Origin of the sequence: Microbispora hainanensis (assembly GCF_006874475.1) — a bacterium.
GTDB lineage: Bacteria > Actinomycetota > Actinomycetes > Streptosporangiales > Streptosporangiaceae > Microbispora > Microbispora hainanensis.
The window spans coordinates 144,514-159,216 of the sequence record NZ_VIRM01000013.1 but is presented as its reverse complement, the minus strand read 5'-3'; the positions used below and the strand labels follow the sequence as shown (position 1 = coordinate 159,216).

The window sequence follows — 14,703 nt, the reverse complement described above, 5'->3', positions numbered from 1 at the left end:
CGCCGTGGCCACCCCGGCCAGGGCGGCGACTGCGGCCAGAGCGCCAATCACCCCGGCACCCGTTCTCGTTCTGCGTGTCACAACCGAGCTCCTCGCAGGTCGCGCAGGGCCCCTGACCGAGGAATGACTCCCGACCCCACAAGGCTTTTCGTGCACCCGAACTACATCCACACACGGGAACACCGCGCATCACCGTACGATCCCGCCGATCACCGGTCAACGACACGCGACGGCCGCTCTTCGCCTACGACCGCCCTCACTTGCGCGGAAGCCGCCGGAGACGACAAAGGGGAACCCGGGAGCGGGTGAAACGTTCAGGTGAGAACGCGGAAAACAAGGGGGGCCGCTGTTACCACGCCTGCGCCGTCCCCTGCCGGTATGGATGTACCGACAGGGGACGGCGACGGGCAACGGTCACCGCCACCCGCGCCGATGACGGCGCGAGAAGGAGGAGAGAAAGGGGAGGACAACGCCCGCTCCTCCGGCCGCAGGAAGCGGGCGTCTCTCCAGATATGACATCTCCTGATTCTCCACACAATGGGGGGAATCACGAGTGAGGGATCAAACGCTAACGGGCTAGGGACTCCACGCCAGAAAGGATCGCTTACCGGTTAATAACGATCGGCCTACGACCCCGTCACGCACTGGCGATCAACAAGGTCCCATGGGTCAACTTCTGTGGAAACGGCCTGACGGGAGAGATATGTCCGGTTGGCACCACTCCGCTCCTCTTCCCCCCGCATGGCCGGCGGACCGGTTCGAGGTCCGCTCGACCCGGCCCGTCCCGGACGGCGAAGCGGCCGATCGCTACCACTTCCCGCAGACCGCTCACGAAGCCGCCACGCGCCTTCGGGACGTACGTTTCGCGACACAGATCCAGGTCGTCCGCATCAAGGACGGAGTGACCCTCTTCGATCTGACCGCAGGGGTGGAGGTGCCTCTCGAACACTGGTGACCCTTAGAGCGCCTGGACGGGCTGCGAGAAGATGGGTGCATGACGGACAAGGACGGCGATGGCTGGGCCCTGTGCTCGCGGGGACACCGGCACTGGGGACTGCACGGTGCCGCCGGCCTGCTCACCGTGCACCACACGCTCGACTGCATGCCGTACGTGCTGATGCAGAAGCGTGCCTGGTGGAGCCATCACGGCGGGACGTGGGGCCTGCCGGGCGGCGCGTGCGACAGCCACGAGGACGCCGTCGCCGGCGCGCTGCGCGAGGCCCGCGAGGAGGCGGCGCTCGACTCCGAGCTCGTCCGGGTGTGCGGGCTCTACGTCGACGACCACGGCGGCTGGTCGTTCCAGACGGTGATCGCGGAGGCCGAAGGGCTGCTCGACGCCTCGCCCGCCAACGGCGAGAGCGTGGACATGCGCTGGGTGTCGGCCGACGAGGTCCCGGCGAGGGAACTCCACCCCGGCTTCGCCGAATCGTGGCCGCGGATCAGGCCCGCGCTGAGCCCGGTGGTCGTCGTGCTCGACATGGCCAACATCATCGGCGCACGGGCCGAGCGCGGCTGGTGGAGGGACCGCGCGGGCGCCGCGAAGCGCCTGCTCAACGAGCTGGTCCCGCTCTGCGAACGAGGCATCGGCGAGATACCCGAAGGCGTGCCGCCCCTGACCCGATGGTTCCCGCGCATGGTCGCGGTGCTCGAAGGGGCGGCGACCCGCGCCGCCGCTCCGGGACCGGTGACCGAGAACCTGACGGTCGTGGCCGCCAGAGGCAGCGGGGACGACGCGATCGTGGAGGTGGTGCGCGACGTGCGGCCCTGGGAGACCGCACTTGTCGTCACCGCCGACCGAGGGCTGCGCGAGCGGGTGACGGCCCTCGGCGCCATGGTCGTCGGTCCCCGCTGGCTGCTCAAGCAGCTCTGAACCGGGACTTCTATACCGTTCGTCCCATTTGGGCAGGATAAAGCATGTGATCCTGCTCTTCCGCCGACTGGCCGCCACCTGGACCGTGACCATTCCGATCCTCGCCGTGGCAGTGCTCGCACTGGCGTGGGGGCGGACCATTCCTCTCGTCGCCGTGGTGATCGCGGCGCTGTTCCTCGCCGCCTCCGTGCTCGCGTCCGTGCACCATGCCGAGGTCATCGCCCATCGGGTGGGCGAGCCGTTCGGGTCGCTCGTGCTCGCCGTGGCGGTCACCGTGATCGAGGTGGCCCTGATCATCAGTCTCGCCGCGTCCGGAGGGCCGGCCGGGGCGTCGCTCGCCCGCGACACGGTGTTCGCCGCAGTGATGATCACCTGTAACGGGATCGTCGGCCTGTCGTTGCTGGTCGCGGCGCTGCGGCGGCGGGTGGCGGTGTTCAACGCGGAGGGAACGGGAGCCGCGCTGGCCACCGTGGCCACGCTGTCCACGCTGAGTCTCGTCCTGCCGACGTTCACCACGAGCAGCCCCGGGCCCGCCTTCGCCCCGGCCCAGCTCGCGTTCGCCGCGCTCGCCTCGTTCGCGCTGTATGCCCTGTTCGTGCTCACCCAGACCGTGCGGCACCGCGACTACTTCCTGCCCGTGGAGTCGGACGACCAGGGCGGAGACACCGCCGAACACGCCGAACCGCCGAGCACGCGGGCCGCCGCGGCCAGCCTGGCGCTGCTGCTGAGCGCGCTGGTCGCGGTCGTCGGCCTGGCGAAGGTCGAGTCTCCCGCGATCGAGACGGCCGTACGCGCGGCGGGCCTCCCGCAGTCGGCGGTGGGCGTCGTGATCGCGCTGCTGGTGCTGCTGCCGGAGACCCTCGCGGCCGTACGCGCGGCCCGGCGGGCCCGGGTGCAGGTCAGCATGAACCTCGCCTTCGGCTCGGCCATGGCCAGCATCGGGCTCACCATTCCGGCGATCGCCGTCGCGTCGCTGTGGATGAAGGGTCCGCTGCTGCTCGGGCTCGGCCCGACGCACATCGTGCTGTTCGGCATCACGGTCGTCGTGGCGACGTTGACCGTGATCCCCGGCCGGGCCCACCTGCTGCAGGCGGGCGTGCATCTCACGCTCTGCGCCGCCTTCCTGCTCCTCGCGGTGAGCCCGTGAACAGCCGCCTTCCCGCTCCTCGCGGCGAGCCCGTGAACGGCGGACGGCACGACCACGACCGGCGTGAGAGGCCAGGCCGGACGACGCCCGGCCTGGCCTCTCACTCCGGCCACGCGGTCAGCCGCGGGTCCACTTCTGGTTGGCTCCGCCGGTGCAGTCCCACAGTTGGAGGCGTGCGCCGCTGTTGGGGTTCACGTCCACGATGTCCACGCACCGGTTGGCGGCGGTGTTGACGAGGTCGCCCGCCGCGGTGAGCGTGAAGCGCTGGGCACCGGTGCCGTTGCACGTGTAGAGCTGGATGGGCGTGCCGTTGGCGGTGCCGGCCGCCGCGGCGTCCATGCACTTGCCCATCGCGCGGACCGTGCCGTCGCCGTTGATCGTCCACTGCTGGGCGGCGGTGCCGTTGCAGTCGTACATCTGCAGCCGGGCGCCGTCGACGGGGTTCGCGCCCGGGATGTCGATGCAGCGGCCGTTGAGGTTGGACTTCAGCGCGTTGCCGGTCCCGCCCCCGCCGTCGTTGGTCCAGGCCGAGACGCGGACCCAGTCGATCAGCATGGTCTGCGGGAACGACGTGCTGGAGTCGGGGTTGCCCGGCCAGTATCCGCCGACCGCCACATTGAGGATCATGAAGAACGGGTGGTCGAAGACCCACTGGTTGCCGCGGATGTCGGCCGGCGTGACGCGGAAATACTCCGAGCCGTCCAGATACCAGACGATCAGGTTGGGCGACCAGTCGACGCGGTAGGTGTGGAAGGCGTCGCCGAGCGCCGAGCCGATCGTCCGGTTGCCGCCGACGCCGGCGCCGCCGGAGTAGCCGGGGCCGTGCACCGTGCCATAGACGGTGTTGGGCATGTTGCCGACGTTCTCCATGATGTCGATCTCACCGGTGTTCGGCCAGTTGCCGCCGCCGAGCATCCAGAACGCCGGCCAGATGCCCTGACCCTTGGGGATCTTGATGCTCGCCTCGAAGCGGCCGTACGCCTGGCTGAACTTGCCGGCGGTCAGGATGCGGCCGGAGGTGTACTGGCAGGTGCCGTAGTGGCACTGATAGCCGGACGGGTTCTCCTTGCGTGCGGTGATCGCGAGGTGTCCCTGTCCGTCGTGATACACGTTGCGGGTCGAGTCGGTGTAGTACTCCAGCTCGTTGTTGCCCCAGCCACCGCCGCCGACGTCGAACTTCCACTTGGTGCCGTCGACGGGCGTTCCCGCCGCGGCGTTGAACTCGTCCGACCAGGTGACGGGGCCGATGGCGGCTTCGGCCCGGTCGGCGCCGGTGCCGCCGACCAGGCCGCCGAGGGTGACGACCAGGGCCGCGGCCATGATGAGGAGCCGGGGTTTGCGCATGGAGATCTCCGTTTGGTGGGGGGATGCCAGCAGGATCTCCGGCGCGCGCCGTCCGCCGGGTGCGAGGGCGCGCGCCGGCGTGTCCAGCGCTTCAGCAGGCAAGCTTTAGAGCTTGAATTAAGGCAACACCCTAACCATACGGAGTGTCAATAGGTCCTGACTCGAACCTGTCAGCCGGGCCCGACGACCGGGCGGTGCGGGCGAACGCCGGCCCTCCTCAGGGGCAGGCGGTAGGTCTCGCCGCGCACGAGGTAGTGGACCATGTGCGACAGCCCCGCACGCCGGACGTGCTGCTGGAAGTCCTTCAGTGGGGAGGCGAACGCCGCGTAGTCGTCGTAATGGATGGGCAGGGCCGACTCCGGCTGCATCAGCCCGAGCCACTCCACCCCCTGGGCGCCGTCCATGGTCACCGTGACGCCGAGGATCCGCGTGCCGCCGAGGTGCAGGATGCCGACGTCGATGTCGGGGAAGCGGCGCGGGATCTCCGACAGGCACTCGTCCATGATCGTGTCGCCGCTGATGTGCAGGCGCAGGTCGACCTCGCCCGCGTGCGCGAAGTCGAGCACACTGCCCATCACCGGCGGCATCAGCGAGTTCACCGGGCCCGGCGCGTGCCGGGCGGGCGTGGACGTCACCGTGAGCGTGCCGTCCCCGTGGCGCTCGTGGTGATACTCCCACGGCTCCAGGCCGACGGCGTGGCCGAAGCCCTGGCGGCGCAGCCGGGCCGCCGCGTGGCGGGTGGTGACGATCGGCAGGTCCTTGTCGAGGCCGTTCCTGGCGATCCTGTCCCAGTGGTCGCCGTGCATGTGCGACAGCACGACCAGGTCAAGCGGCGGGAGCTCCGTGACCTCCATCGCCGGCTCCGTACGGCGACGAGTGCTCAGTCCCCAGCCGAGATGGGCCCGCTGCCCCTGGTGCAGGAAGTTCGGATCCGTCAGCACGGTGAACCCGTGAGAACGAATGATCATGGTGGCGTTTCCCACGAAGAACACGGTCGCGTCCGCTGGATCGGGCATGACGCCTCCCCTCTCCCAGGCTTTCAGGCTACGTAAACCACCACAAATCACCTGAAAGCGGGGGGAGGTTAACTAGTCGATGTCGAGCGAGAATCCGAGCTGGCAGTACAGCTCCAGCAGGTCGAAATAGTGCCGGTGCGCGGCCACGAGGCCGCTCTTCGTGTGAAGAACCCCGCAGCCGCGCACGGTGATCCGCCGGCCGCTCGCGCCCGCGACGACGTCCGGCAGCGCGAAGGTCCCGGTCTGCGTGCCCGTCATCATCCACTCGTTGAAACCGGGCTCGGCGCACTCCACCCTGTTCCAGACCGTCATGGCCAGGTCGGCGAAGCCCTCGAACAGGCCCTTCCAGTAGCCGACGATGCTCTCGCGCCCCTCGCACACGCTCAGAGGGGTGACCAGGACGGCGTGCCGGTCGTAACACGCCGCCAGTCTGTCCAGGTCATGCGCGTTCACCGCGTCCAGCACGCGGTCGGCGAGCTGTCGGCCGTAAGGCATGGCGGATCACTCCCCCAGGGCGTTCACCCCACGGTAACGCCGCCATGGCAAAGGCCGTCCGCAGGAGACGCAACACCGCCGGATGCACCACCTCGCCTCAGAGGGACCTCGCCTCACACGACACCTCGCCTCACAGGACCTCGCCTCACGCGGCACCTCGCCTCACAGGGGACCCGCCTCACGCGGGGCGGGGCCGTACGGCACGGGCCAGGGCGACCGCGCTCGCCGCGCCGGCGGCCACGGCCAGCGCCAGCCACCAGGCGGTCGCGCCCATGGCCTCCGGGCGCGGCGGGTCGGCCAGGGCGAGGAACACCGCGCCGAACACCGCCACACCGCTGAGCTGGCCGAACTGCATGGTCGTCGTGAGCAGGCCGCTCGCGTCGGCGGCGCGGGCCGGCGGCACGTGGACCAGGGCGTGGGTGAGCAGGCTGGTCGAGACGCCCAGCCCCGCACCCAGCACCACCAGCGCGGCCCACATCACCGGGCCGCCGTTCGCCGAGACGGCCAGGGCCGCGGTGCCGAGGACGCTGAGCGCCAGCCCGGCCGGTGGCAGCAGATGGTGGATCCGCCCGGGGAGCCTGCGCCAGTAGAAGCTGCCCAGCCCGAACGCCGCCGCCATGGGCAGGAACGTGAGCCCGGCACGCAGCGGGCTCTCCCCGAGCACGCCCTGCAGATGCAGGGCGAAGGTGAACAGGAACCCGCCGTAGGCGACCATCAGGGCCAGCAGCGTCGTCAGCCCCGAGGGCATGCCGGTCGCGCGCAGCACGTCCAGGTTCAGCAGCGGGTCGCCGCCCCGGGCCGCCGTACGGCGCTGCGCCACGACGAACACGGCGGCGAGCACGACCCCCGCGGCCATCGACGCGTACGTCCACAGGGGCCGGCCGGCCTCCCGGCCCAGCACGAGCGGGAGCACGACCAGCAGCGTGGCGGGCAGCGCGAGCGCGAGGCCCCGCAGGTCGAGCCGCCGCGAGCCGCGCGGCCGGTCCGGCGGCGCGTCCGCGGGCACCAGCCGGGGCACCACGAGCGTCAGCACGGCGCCCACGGGCACGTTGACGAGGAACACGGGCCGCCAGCCGGTGCCGGCCAGGTCGGCGCCGACCAGCACCCCGCCCAGCGCCAGCCCGACGACCGAACCGGCCGAGAGCACCGCCGTGTACGCACTGAGCGCGGTGGCCCTGGCCCTGCCGGTGAACCTGGTCTGGATCACGCTCATGATCTGCGGGACCATGACCGCCGCCGCGGCTCCCTGGACGAACCTGAAGGCGATCAGCGTCCCGGCACTGGGCGCGAGCCCGCGCAGCAGCGAACTCGCGGTGAATCCGGCGACCCCGATCACGTACATGCGGCGCCTGCCGTACAGCTCGCCGAGCCGGGCGCCGGTGATGAGCAGGGTCGCGTACGCGATGATGTAGCCGCCGACGACCAGTTGCAGCGCGGCGCCGGACGCCCCAAGGTCGGCGCCGATCCTGGGGATCGCCACGTTGACGATGTAGAGGTCCAGCAGCCCCATGAACTGGCCGGCGAGCAGCACCGCCAGCATCGGCCAGGGCCGCCCGGCACGGGCCGGCGCGAGGCGGACGGTATGGCTGGTTGTCACGTCGTGTCCTTCCGCAGTGGGTTCGCCGGTACATACCGGGGCCGGCCGGAAAACTCATCGGCGACCGATGAGTCCGGCGCGGCGAGGCGGTAGATACCGGTGACGGCCACGCGACGCGGGAGAACACATGTGGACTGACGAGGAGTTCGAGCGGATCACCGGGCCCTACCGGCGTGAGCTGATGACGCACTGCTATCGGATGCTCGGCTCGGTGCACGACGCGGAGGACCTGCTGCAGGAGGTCATGCTGCGGGCGTGGCGGGCGTCCGGCGACTACGACGAGCGGCGGGCCTCGCCGCGCACCTGGCTCTACCGCATCGCGACGAACGCCTGCCTGACGGCGCTCGAACAGCGCGGGCGCAGGGCCCTGCCGTCCGGCCTCACCGGCCCGAGCGACGACCCGCACGCGGGACCGCAACGGCGGCTGCCCGAGGTGACCTGGCTGGAGCCCGTTCCCGACGCGCTGGTGGACCCCGCCGCGCTCGTCGTGTCGCGGGGCGGGGTCCGGCTGGCGTTCGTCGCGGCGCTGCAGCATCTGCCGCCGCGGCAGCGGGCGGTGCTCATCCTGCGCGAGGTGCTGGCCTGGCGGGCGAGCGAGGTCGCCGGCCTGCTGGAGACCTCCGTCGCCGCGGTCAACAGCGCCCTGCAGCGCGCCCGCGACCAGCTCGCCCGGGTGGCGCCCGCCGAGGACGACATGATCGAACCGGACGACCCGGCCTGCCGCGACCTCCTCGACCGCTACGTCGCGGCGTTCGAGAAGGCCGACGTCGAGGCCCTGGAGCGGCTGCTGCGGGAGGACGCCGTGCTGGAGATGCCGCCGTTCCTGTCGTGGTTCGCCGGGCGGGAGACGTTCGGCGACTTCATCCGCTGGGTCTGCGCCGCCCGGGGCCCCTGGCGGATGGTGCGGACGCGCGCCAACGGGCAGCCCGCGCTCGCGGCCTACGTGGACGGCGGCGACGGCGTCTTCCGGGCCCACTCGCTCCAGGTGCTCACGATCGCCGGGGACGGCGTCGCGCGGAACGTCGTGTTCGGCGACCCCGGCCTGTTCGCCGTCTTCTCGCTGCCGCCCACGGCCTAGCCGGGTCTGACGAAGACGGCCCTGCCGCGCGTGGCCCCGTCACCTCGTCCAACCGGGGAAGGCCATGGCCTCGCTCTAACCGAGGAAGGCCGTGACCTCGCGGACGAAGGCGTCGGGGGCGTTCTCGTGCACCAGGTGCCCGGCCGGGATCGTGACGTGCGCCGCGCCGGGGATGCGGCGGGCCATCTCGGCGACCCGGTCCTGGGGGATGTGGCTGTCCGGGCCGCCGCCGATCACGAGCGTGCGGGCGGTGATCCGGCCCAGCCGCTCCAGCCAGGCGGGGTCGGGCTCGTCGATCTGCGGCCTGATCGCCTCGACCATGGCCCAGTCGAACGACAGCGGCCCCTCCGGCCGTACGAGCGGGGGCGGGACACGCGGCACCGGGAGCGGGACGTCCTCCAGGACCAGCGTCCGCACCCGGCCCGGCCGCTCCGCGGCGAGCAGGTAGGCGACGACGCCGCCCATGGAGTGCCCGGTCACGTCCACCGGGTCGAGCGACAGCGCGTCGAGGAAGGCGAGGACGTCGTCGCGCATGAGTTCCAGGCCGTAGTCGCCCGGCCAGTCGCTGGCGCCGTGGCCGCGCAGGTCCAGGGCGTACACGTGCCGGCCGGCGGCCAGCGCGCCCGCCACGCCGTCCCAGCCGGCCATGCCCTCGCCCAGGCCGTGCAGCAGGATCAGCGGCGGGGCGCCGTCCGGACCGTACGTCCGGTACGCGATCCCGACACCGTTGGCCCTGACCCTCGCATCACCCGTCACATCGCGACGATATCCCCCGGGTAAACCCCTATGGGAGCAACGGGCACAGCAAGTAACATGTCGCCGAAAACGGGATCACCGTTGATCGTCGGCCGATCCCGCATGCCGGGTGGCCGGAAGGCTGCTCGTACGCGGGAGGTCAGGTGTCCGCACTGCGGCGCGAGTTCTGGGCGCCGGTCGCGCTCTCCTACGTCACCTTCGTCCTGGTCGGCCTGAGCTCCGGCGTGGGCGGGGTGCTCCTGCCGACGCAGATCGACGACTACGGCCTCGACAAGGCCACGATCGGCACCCAGTTCTTCGCCTTCTCCGCCGGGTTCATGCTGTCGGGCTCGACCGCGGGCCCGCTGATCCACCGCCTCGGGATCCGGGCCTCGCTCCTCCTCGGCGGCGGCACGTTCGCGCTGGCCGGTCTCTTCACGGCCGTACGCCCGCCGTTCCTGGCCTTCCTGGTGGCCCAGATCGTGGCCGGGTATGGCACCGGCATCTTCGAATCGGTGCTGAACGCCTACCTCACCGACCTGCCCGGGGCGACGACGCTGCTCAACCGCCTGCACGCGTTCTTCGGCGTCGGCGCGCTGCTCGGGCCGCTGCTGGCCACCTGGATCCTGACCTTCCTGCCCTGGACGGCCGTGTGGCTGGTCTTGGCCCTGGTCTGCCTGCCGCTGCTCATCGGCTTCTATCTGACCCTGCCCGCCCGCGAGGCCCCGCCGCCCGCGTCCGCCGAGGAGCACGCGGAGCGCTCGGGCCTGCTGGCCACCGCCTCACGGCAGCCCGCCGTCCTGCTGGGCGCGGTGTTCCTCGCCGTGTACGTCGGCCTGGAGATCAGCGTCGGAAACTGGGGATTCAGCTTCCTGGTCGACGAGCACGGGCAGAGCGGCCTGCTGGCCGGATACACCGTCTCCGGGTATTGGCTCGGGCTCACCCTGGGCCGCTTCCTGATCAGCCCGATCGCCACCCGGCTCGGCATGACCGCGACCGGGATGACCTTCCTCTGCTTGGCGGGGGTCACGCTCAGCACGACCCTGGCCTGGCTCGTGCCGGGCGCCGTGATGGCCAGCGTCAGCTTCGTGCTGCTCGGCTTCTGGCTCGGGCCGATCTTCCCCACCACGATGGCCGTGGCGCCCCGGCTCACCGCGGCCCGGCTGGTGCCCACCGCCATCGGGCTGATCAACGGGGTGTCGGTGATCGGCGGCGCGGTGTTCCCCTGGCTCACCGGGGCGATCGCCCAGGGGATCGGCGCCTGGACGCTGCCGCCCTTCGCCGTGGCGCTGGCCCTGCTGCAACTGGTCATCTGGTGGCTGGTCACCACCCGCATGGCCCCGGCGCCCAGCACCGCCTCCTCCTCCTAGCTAGCACCGGCGGCGGGACCTGGTCAGTTCGAACGCCGCGACCGTGGCCAGGCCATACCCGAGGTGGGGCACCAGGTCGGCCAGCCAGCCGCCGACGCCCCACTCACGCGGGTCGGTGAGCCCGAGCGCGGTCATCGGCGCGCTGCCCGCGACCGCCGCCGCGATGCCCACTCCGGCCGCAGCGGCCGGGAGGCTGACCCTCCGGCGTACGGCGTGGCGGAACAGGCCATAGGCGAGGCCCACACCGACGCCGGTGAGGATGCCGAGCATGGCCCCGAGCCCCTGCTCCCGGTTGCGGGCGTCCTCCTCTTCGCCGAGGCCGACGTGGAGCCGCTCGCTGACCGCCCCGGCCGCCTGCTCCGGCAGCGAGCTCGCCGGGCGGGCGCGCACCGCCATGTCCAGATAGGTGATCGCGTTGAGCACGGTCGTCCCGGCCGCTCCCGCGACCGCTCCTGCCGCCAGGTCTCGATAAATCCCCATAGCGGTCGCCCTAACCGGGCCGGGCCGCCCCAAACGACACGCGCCCGCGCGACTTTCAAGGGGCGATATAGGCTCGTCCGGGTGACGGTAAACGACACTCCGGGGGACGGAATGGACCGACAGCTCACCCTCATGGCCGTGCACGCGCACCCCGACGACGAGGTGATCGGCACCGGCGGGATCCTCGCGAAATACACCGCCGAAGGGATCCGTACGGTCCTGGTGACGTGCACCAACGGCGAGCAGGGGGACGGCCCCGGCGGGGTGAAGCCGGGCGAGCCCGGCCACGACGACGCCGCGGTCGCCGAGCGGCGGCTGGCCGAGTTGCACGAGTCGGTCGCCCACCTGGGGATCGACCACCTGGAGCTGCTGGGCTACCGCGACTCCGGCATGGTCGGCTGGGAGGGCAACGGCCACCCCGACGCGTTCGCGAACGTCCCGGTCGAGACGGCCGCCGCGAGGCTCGCCGCGCTGATGGAGCGCTATCGTCCGCAGGTGGTCGTCACCTACGACGAGAACGGCAACTACGGGCACCCCGACCACATCCAGGCCCACCGCATCGCGGTCGCCGCGGCCGAGAAGACCGGCATTCCGGACAAGTTCTACTACTCGGCCGTGCCGCGTGAGGGCATCCGGCAGATGTTCGAGTTCATGCGGGCGAACGGCATGGCGCCGGACGACTTCGAGCTCCCCGACGACTTCGGCACGCCCGACGAGCTCATCACCAGCGTCGTGGACGTCTCGCCGTACGTGGAGAACAAGCTGAAGGCGCTGGCGGCCCACGCGAGCCAGGGCGAGAACATCCCCTTCCTGAAGATGCCGCCCGAGGCCCAGCACCAGGCGTTCTCGCGCGAGTACTTCGTCCGTACGACGTCCCGGGTGGCCGCTCCCGGCAAGGAGGACGACCTGTTCGCCGGCCTCCGCTGAGCTCGCACCCGCTCGGCCGGCTGCGAGCGGCCTTCAGGGGAGGCGCTGGAGGGAGACGGTCTGCCGCCAGTGCTCGGCGGCCTGCGCCATGTCGCGGCTGAGGAGCTCGAAGAACCGGCTTGTCGTCCGCAGCCGCAGGCCCACCGGCGTGCCGGCGCCGAAGACATCCGCCCCACGCCGTGTGGTGTCCGCCCACAGTGTCATCGACCTGGCACTCTCCGACCAGGTGCGATACCAGACGTCGACGGCGACGGCGTAACGCTCGCGCCGGCCCTCGCGTCCACGGCTGACCAGGCCGCGCTGCTCAAGCCACCGGATGGCCTTGGAGATCGACGCCGGACTCACGTGCAGGCGTTGGACCAGTTCCGCGGCGGTCAGGCTGGCGCCGTCGCTGACGAACAGCGCGGCGAACACCCTGGCCGTCAGCGGTGACATGCCTGTCTGGATCATCATCGCGGTGAAGTCCTCGGTGAACTCCTGGACCGTGCGGGCGTCCCGATCGCCGTACGTGTCCGGGAGTTCGGGCGGCGGGACCTGCCGGCGCCGCCGGGCGCGCCAGTTCGTCGCCTGCTGGGCGTGGTGGGCCCGATAGCCGTGCGGGCCGCCGTTGCGGGAGATCTCGCGACTGACGGTCGACCTGGGCCGCCCCAGCCGCCGGGCGATCTCCGCGTAGGTCAGCCCGTCCCTCAGCCCTTCGGCGATCCGGCGTCGGTCGTCGAAGCTCAGACGGCTTCGCGCGGGCATCCGATCCTCCTCGTCGTTCGTCGGATCCCCAACCGGTGGTGGCCGGACGCAACACGACGGCACGTACGGTGCATTCTGCGACAGCTCTTTGCACCATTCGAAGGCCGTCTGCCTGGGAATATACGAGAATCTCGTTGCCGTGGGACGAAATGCGCCCCTAGCCTTTCCTCATCGTGAACGGCGTGCCGTCCGTGCGGCCTACCGGCCCACGGAGTCCCCCATCCGAGAGGTCTGATCATGAAGGTCGTACTCGTCACCGGGGCCTCGTCCGGCATCGGCAAGGCCACCGCGCTGGAACTCCTGCGGGCGGGACACATCGTGTACGGCGCCGCCAGACGGGTGCGGAACATGGACGTCATCGGCGACGCGGGCGGGCACGTGCACCCGATGGACGCGCGCGACCCCGCTGATCTGGAGCGGATCGTCCGCACCATCGTCGAGGAGCAGGGCCGGATCGACGTCCTCGTCAACAACGCCGGCACCGTGGTGCACGGCGCGGCCGAGGACGTCCCCCTGGAGCTGGCGCGCGACCAGTTCGAGGTGAACCTCTTCGCACCGGCCAGGCTGATCCAGCTCGTCCTGCCGCACATGCGCGAGCGGGGGTCCGGCACGATCGTCAACGTGTCGTCGATCGGCGGCGAGATCGCGTTGCCGCTGGGCTCCTGGTACTACGCCACGAAACACGCTCTGGAGGCGTACTCCGACTCGTTGCGCATGGAGGTCGAGCCCTTCGGGATCGAGGTCGTCGTGATCCAGCCCGGAGTCATCAAGACGGGGTTCGAGGATCACACCGCGCAGGACCTGCGGGAGATCTCCGGCGCGACCGCCTACGGGGCGATGGCCGAGGCCATGGCCAGGCGGAGCGAGACGCAACTCGGCGCGGACAGTCAGGCCTCCGATCCCTGCGTCGTGGCCGCGGCCATCCGCGAGGCCGTCGAAGCCGCCAAGCCCGAGACCCGCTACGTCGTCGGCTGGATGGCCGACAGACTGCTCGAGCTCAACAGGACGCTGCCGGACCGCGAGTTCGACAAGCTCGTCACCGGCTCCATCCGATAGCCAGACCCCGCGCGCCCGCTCAACCGGCTCCGCACCTGATCGGAGAAGCAGGAACCGCTCTACGATCCGGCCTGGAGGAGGCGCCGGCCCAGGGCTTCGGCGGCCTCGCGCAGTTCGGGTGACCCGGCGATGCGGAAGGGCGCCCGGATCGCGGTGAGCTGCCGGACGTACCAGTCCGGTTCGTCCGTGCTGCCCACCAGGCGTGTGGTGGTCGCGTCGATCGGCTCGCAGCGGCCCAGGCTGCGCGGGATCCACTCGGCCACGGGTCGACCTCCATGACCCGCTCGTCTCCCGGGCGGATGCGATATCCGAGCCGCAGCCGGCGACGCCCGGCGCAGGCCTGGACGAGTGCGGCGGTGGTCTCCGGGCTGGGCGGTCTGGCCCCGGGCTCGGGGTGTCTCGTGCTCAGGCTCCGTACGGCCGCGGCCGGCCCCGCGACCGGCTCGGGAAGCACCCGCAGGATCTTGCCGAGCGCACCGCCCACGGGATCGGCCGGATCCGCCGAGTCGTGGTGACCGTCGAGCACGGCCATCACCAGCCCCAACGCCTCGGCCTGCGTGAACATCAGAGGCGGCAGGCGGAGCCCCCGGCCGATGCGGTATCCCCCGTGGGGGCCGCGTTCGGACTCGACCGGGATGCCCGCCTCACGCAGGATGCCGACGTAACGCCGGGCGGCCCGCTCGGAGACGCCGAGCCGGCCGGCCAGCCGTTCCGCCGTGATGCCGGGGCTGCTCTGGATCAGTTCGAGGAGCAGGAGCGCCCGCGCCGTCGGGCTCTCGTCATGCGTCATTCGGCAAACCCGCCACATTCCGGAAGTGGATCGTCCGGAATGCACCGTAGCCTG

Annotated in this window: 14 protein-coding genes; 6 read left to right on the top strand and 8 right to left on the bottom strand. The window is 71.2% G+C overall.

Going from position 1 to position 14,703, the window contains the following annotated elements; all coding sequences use genetic code 11:
• Nucleotides 1-994: 994 nt before the first annotated feature.
• Both FLX08_RS13665 and FLX08_RS13660 read left to right on the top strand, forming a co-directional pair.
• Nucleotides 995-1,870, top strand: coding sequence for an NUDIX hydrolase (locus FLX08_RS13665; RefSeq protein WP_142619196.1), 876 nt, complete (start codon nucleotides 995-997; stop codon nucleotides 1,868-1,870).
• Between the two features lie 46 nt (nucleotides 1,871-1,916).
• Nucleotides 1,917-3,017: a calcium:cation antiporter gene (locus FLX08_RS13660; RefSeq protein ID WP_142619195.1), complete on the top strand. Its 1,101-nt coding sequence runs from the start codon at nucleotides 1,917-1,919 to the stop codon at nucleotides 3,015-3,017.
• Between the two features lie 117 nt (nucleotides 3,018-3,134).
• Here the strand turns inward: FLX08_RS13660 and FLX08_RS13655 are convergent, their stop codons facing one another.
• From FLX08_RS13655 to FLX08_RS13640, 4 genes are all read right to left on the bottom strand, one after another.
• Entirely contained in the window at nucleotides 3,135-4,361 is a 1,227-nt protein-coding gene (locus FLX08_RS13655; RefSeq protein ID WP_142619194.1) for a glycoside hydrolase family 16 protein, read from the bottom strand.
• Nucleotides 4,362-4,531: 170 nt separating this feature from the next.
• Nucleotides 4,532-5,377, bottom strand: coding sequence for an MBL fold metallo-hydrolase (locus tag FLX08_RS13650; RefSeq protein ID WP_142619193.1), 846 nt, complete (start codon nucleotides 5,375-5,377; stop codon nucleotides 4,532-4,534).
• Between the two features lie 72 nt (nucleotides 5,378-5,449).
• A complete protein-coding gene (locus tag FLX08_RS13645; RefSeq protein ID WP_142619192.1) occupies nucleotides 5,450-5,872 on the bottom strand; it encodes an ester cyclase in 423 nt (140 codons plus the stop codon).
• A 178-nt stretch (nucleotides 5,873-6,050) separates the two neighbouring features.
• On the bottom strand, nucleotides 6,051-7,469 hold the full coding sequence (locus FLX08_RS13640; RefSeq protein WP_208761428.1) for an MFS transporter: 1,419 nt from the start codon (nucleotides 7,467-7,469) through the stop codon (nucleotides 6,051-6,053).
• 127 nt (nucleotides 7,470-7,596) lie between these two features.
• Between FLX08_RS13640 and FLX08_RS13635 the strand changes: the two genes are divergently transcribed.
• A complete protein-coding gene (locus FLX08_RS13635) occupies nucleotides 7,597-8,547 on the top strand; it encodes a sigma-70 family RNA polymerase sigma factor (protein WP_142619191.1) in 951 nt (316 codons plus the stop codon).
• Between the two features lie 75 nt (nucleotides 8,548-8,622).
• On the opposite strand, the gene FLX08_RS13630 is transcribed toward FLX08_RS13635, so the two are convergent.
• On the bottom strand, nucleotides 8,623-9,303 hold the full coding sequence (locus FLX08_RS13630) for an alpha/beta fold hydrolase (protein WP_208761427.1): 681 nt from the start codon (nucleotides 9,301-9,303) through the stop codon (nucleotides 8,623-8,625).
• A 143-nt stretch (nucleotides 9,304-9,446) separates the two neighbouring features.
• Between FLX08_RS13630 and FLX08_RS13625 the strand changes: the two genes are divergently transcribed.
• Nucleotides 9,447-10,652, top strand: coding sequence for an MFS transporter (locus tag FLX08_RS13625; protein ID WP_208761426.1), 1,206 nt, complete (start codon nucleotides 9,447-9,449; stop codon nucleotides 10,650-10,652).
• Here the strand turns inward: FLX08_RS13625 and FLX08_RS13620 are convergent, their stop codons facing one another.
• Nucleotides 10,653-11,132: a hypothetical protein gene (locus tag FLX08_RS13620; protein ID WP_142619190.1), complete on the bottom strand. Its 480-nt coding sequence runs from the start codon at nucleotides 11,130-11,132 to the stop codon at nucleotides 10,653-10,655.
• A gap of 81 nt (nucleotides 11,133-11,213) precedes the next feature.
• Between FLX08_RS13620 and FLX08_RS13615 the strand changes: the two genes are divergently transcribed.
• Nucleotides 11,214-12,059: a PIG-L family deacetylase gene (locus FLX08_RS13615; RefSeq protein WP_244312616.1), complete on the top strand. Its 846-nt coding sequence runs from the start codon at nucleotides 11,214-11,216 to the stop codon at nucleotides 12,057-12,059.
• Between the two features lie 33 nt (nucleotides 12,060-12,092).
• Here the strand turns inward: FLX08_RS13615 and FLX08_RS13610 are convergent, their stop codons facing one another.
• Complete coding sequence (locus tag FLX08_RS13610) at nucleotides 12,093-12,803, bottom strand: helix-turn-helix domain-containing protein (RefSeq protein WP_142619189.1); 711 nt, start codon at nucleotides 12,801-12,803, stop codon at nucleotides 12,093-12,095.
• A gap of 237 nt (nucleotides 12,804-13,040) precedes the next feature.
• Between FLX08_RS13610 and FLX08_RS13605 the strand changes: the two genes are divergently transcribed.
• A complete protein-coding gene (locus FLX08_RS13605; RefSeq protein ID WP_142619188.1) occupies nucleotides 13,041-13,859 on the top strand; it encodes an oxidoreductase in 819 nt (272 codons plus the stop codon).
• A gap of 19 nt (nucleotides 13,860-13,878) precedes the next feature.
• On the opposite strand, the gene FLX08_RS13600 is transcribed toward FLX08_RS13605, so the two are convergent.
• Nucleotides 13,879-14,649, bottom strand: a complete 771-nt coding sequence (locus tag FLX08_RS13600; protein WP_167530397.1) for a helix-turn-helix transcriptional regulator — start codon at nucleotides 14,647-14,649, stop codon at nucleotides 13,879-13,881.
• Between the last annotated feature and the right edge of the window lie 54 nt (nucleotides 14,650-14,703).

Excerpts from the sequence above, each read along its gene's own strand:
- FLX08_RS13600 (WP_167530397.1), bottom strand. The coding sequence starts at position 14,649 with ATGACGCATGACGAGAGCCCGACGGCGCGGGCGCTCCTGCTCCTCGAA.
- FLX08_RS13610 (WP_142619189.1), bottom strand. The coding sequence starts at position 12,803 with ATGCCCGCGCGAAGCCGTCTGAGCTTCGACGACCGACGCCGGATCGCC.
- FLX08_RS13605 (WP_142619188.1), top strand. The coding sequence starts at position 13,041 with ATGAAGGTCGTACTCGTCACCGGGGCCTCGTCCGGCATCGGCAAGGCC.
- FLX08_RS13650 (WP_142619193.1), bottom strand. The coding sequence starts at position 5,377 with ATGCCCGATCCAGCGGACGCGACCGTGTTCTTCGTGGGAAACGCCACC.
- FLX08_RS13655 (WP_142619194.1), bottom strand. The coding sequence starts at position 4,361 with ATGCGCAAACCCCGGCTCCTCATCATGGCCGCGGCCCTGGTCGTCACC.
- FLX08_RS13665 (WP_142619196.1), top strand. The coding sequence starts at position 995 with ATGACGGACAAGGACGGCGATGGCTGGGCCCTGTGCTCGCGGGGACAC.
- FLX08_RS13635 (WP_142619191.1), top strand. The coding sequence starts at position 7,597 with ATGTGGACTGACGAGGAGTTCGAGCGGATCACCGGGCCCTACCGGCGT.
- FLX08_RS13620 (WP_142619190.1), bottom strand. The coding sequence starts at position 11,132 with ATGGGGATTTATCGAGACCTGGCGGCAGGAGCGGTCGCGGGAGCGGCC.
- FLX08_RS13645 (WP_142619192.1), bottom strand. The coding sequence starts at position 5,872 with ATGCCTTACGGCCGACAGCTCGCCGACCGCGTGCTGGACGCGGTGAAC.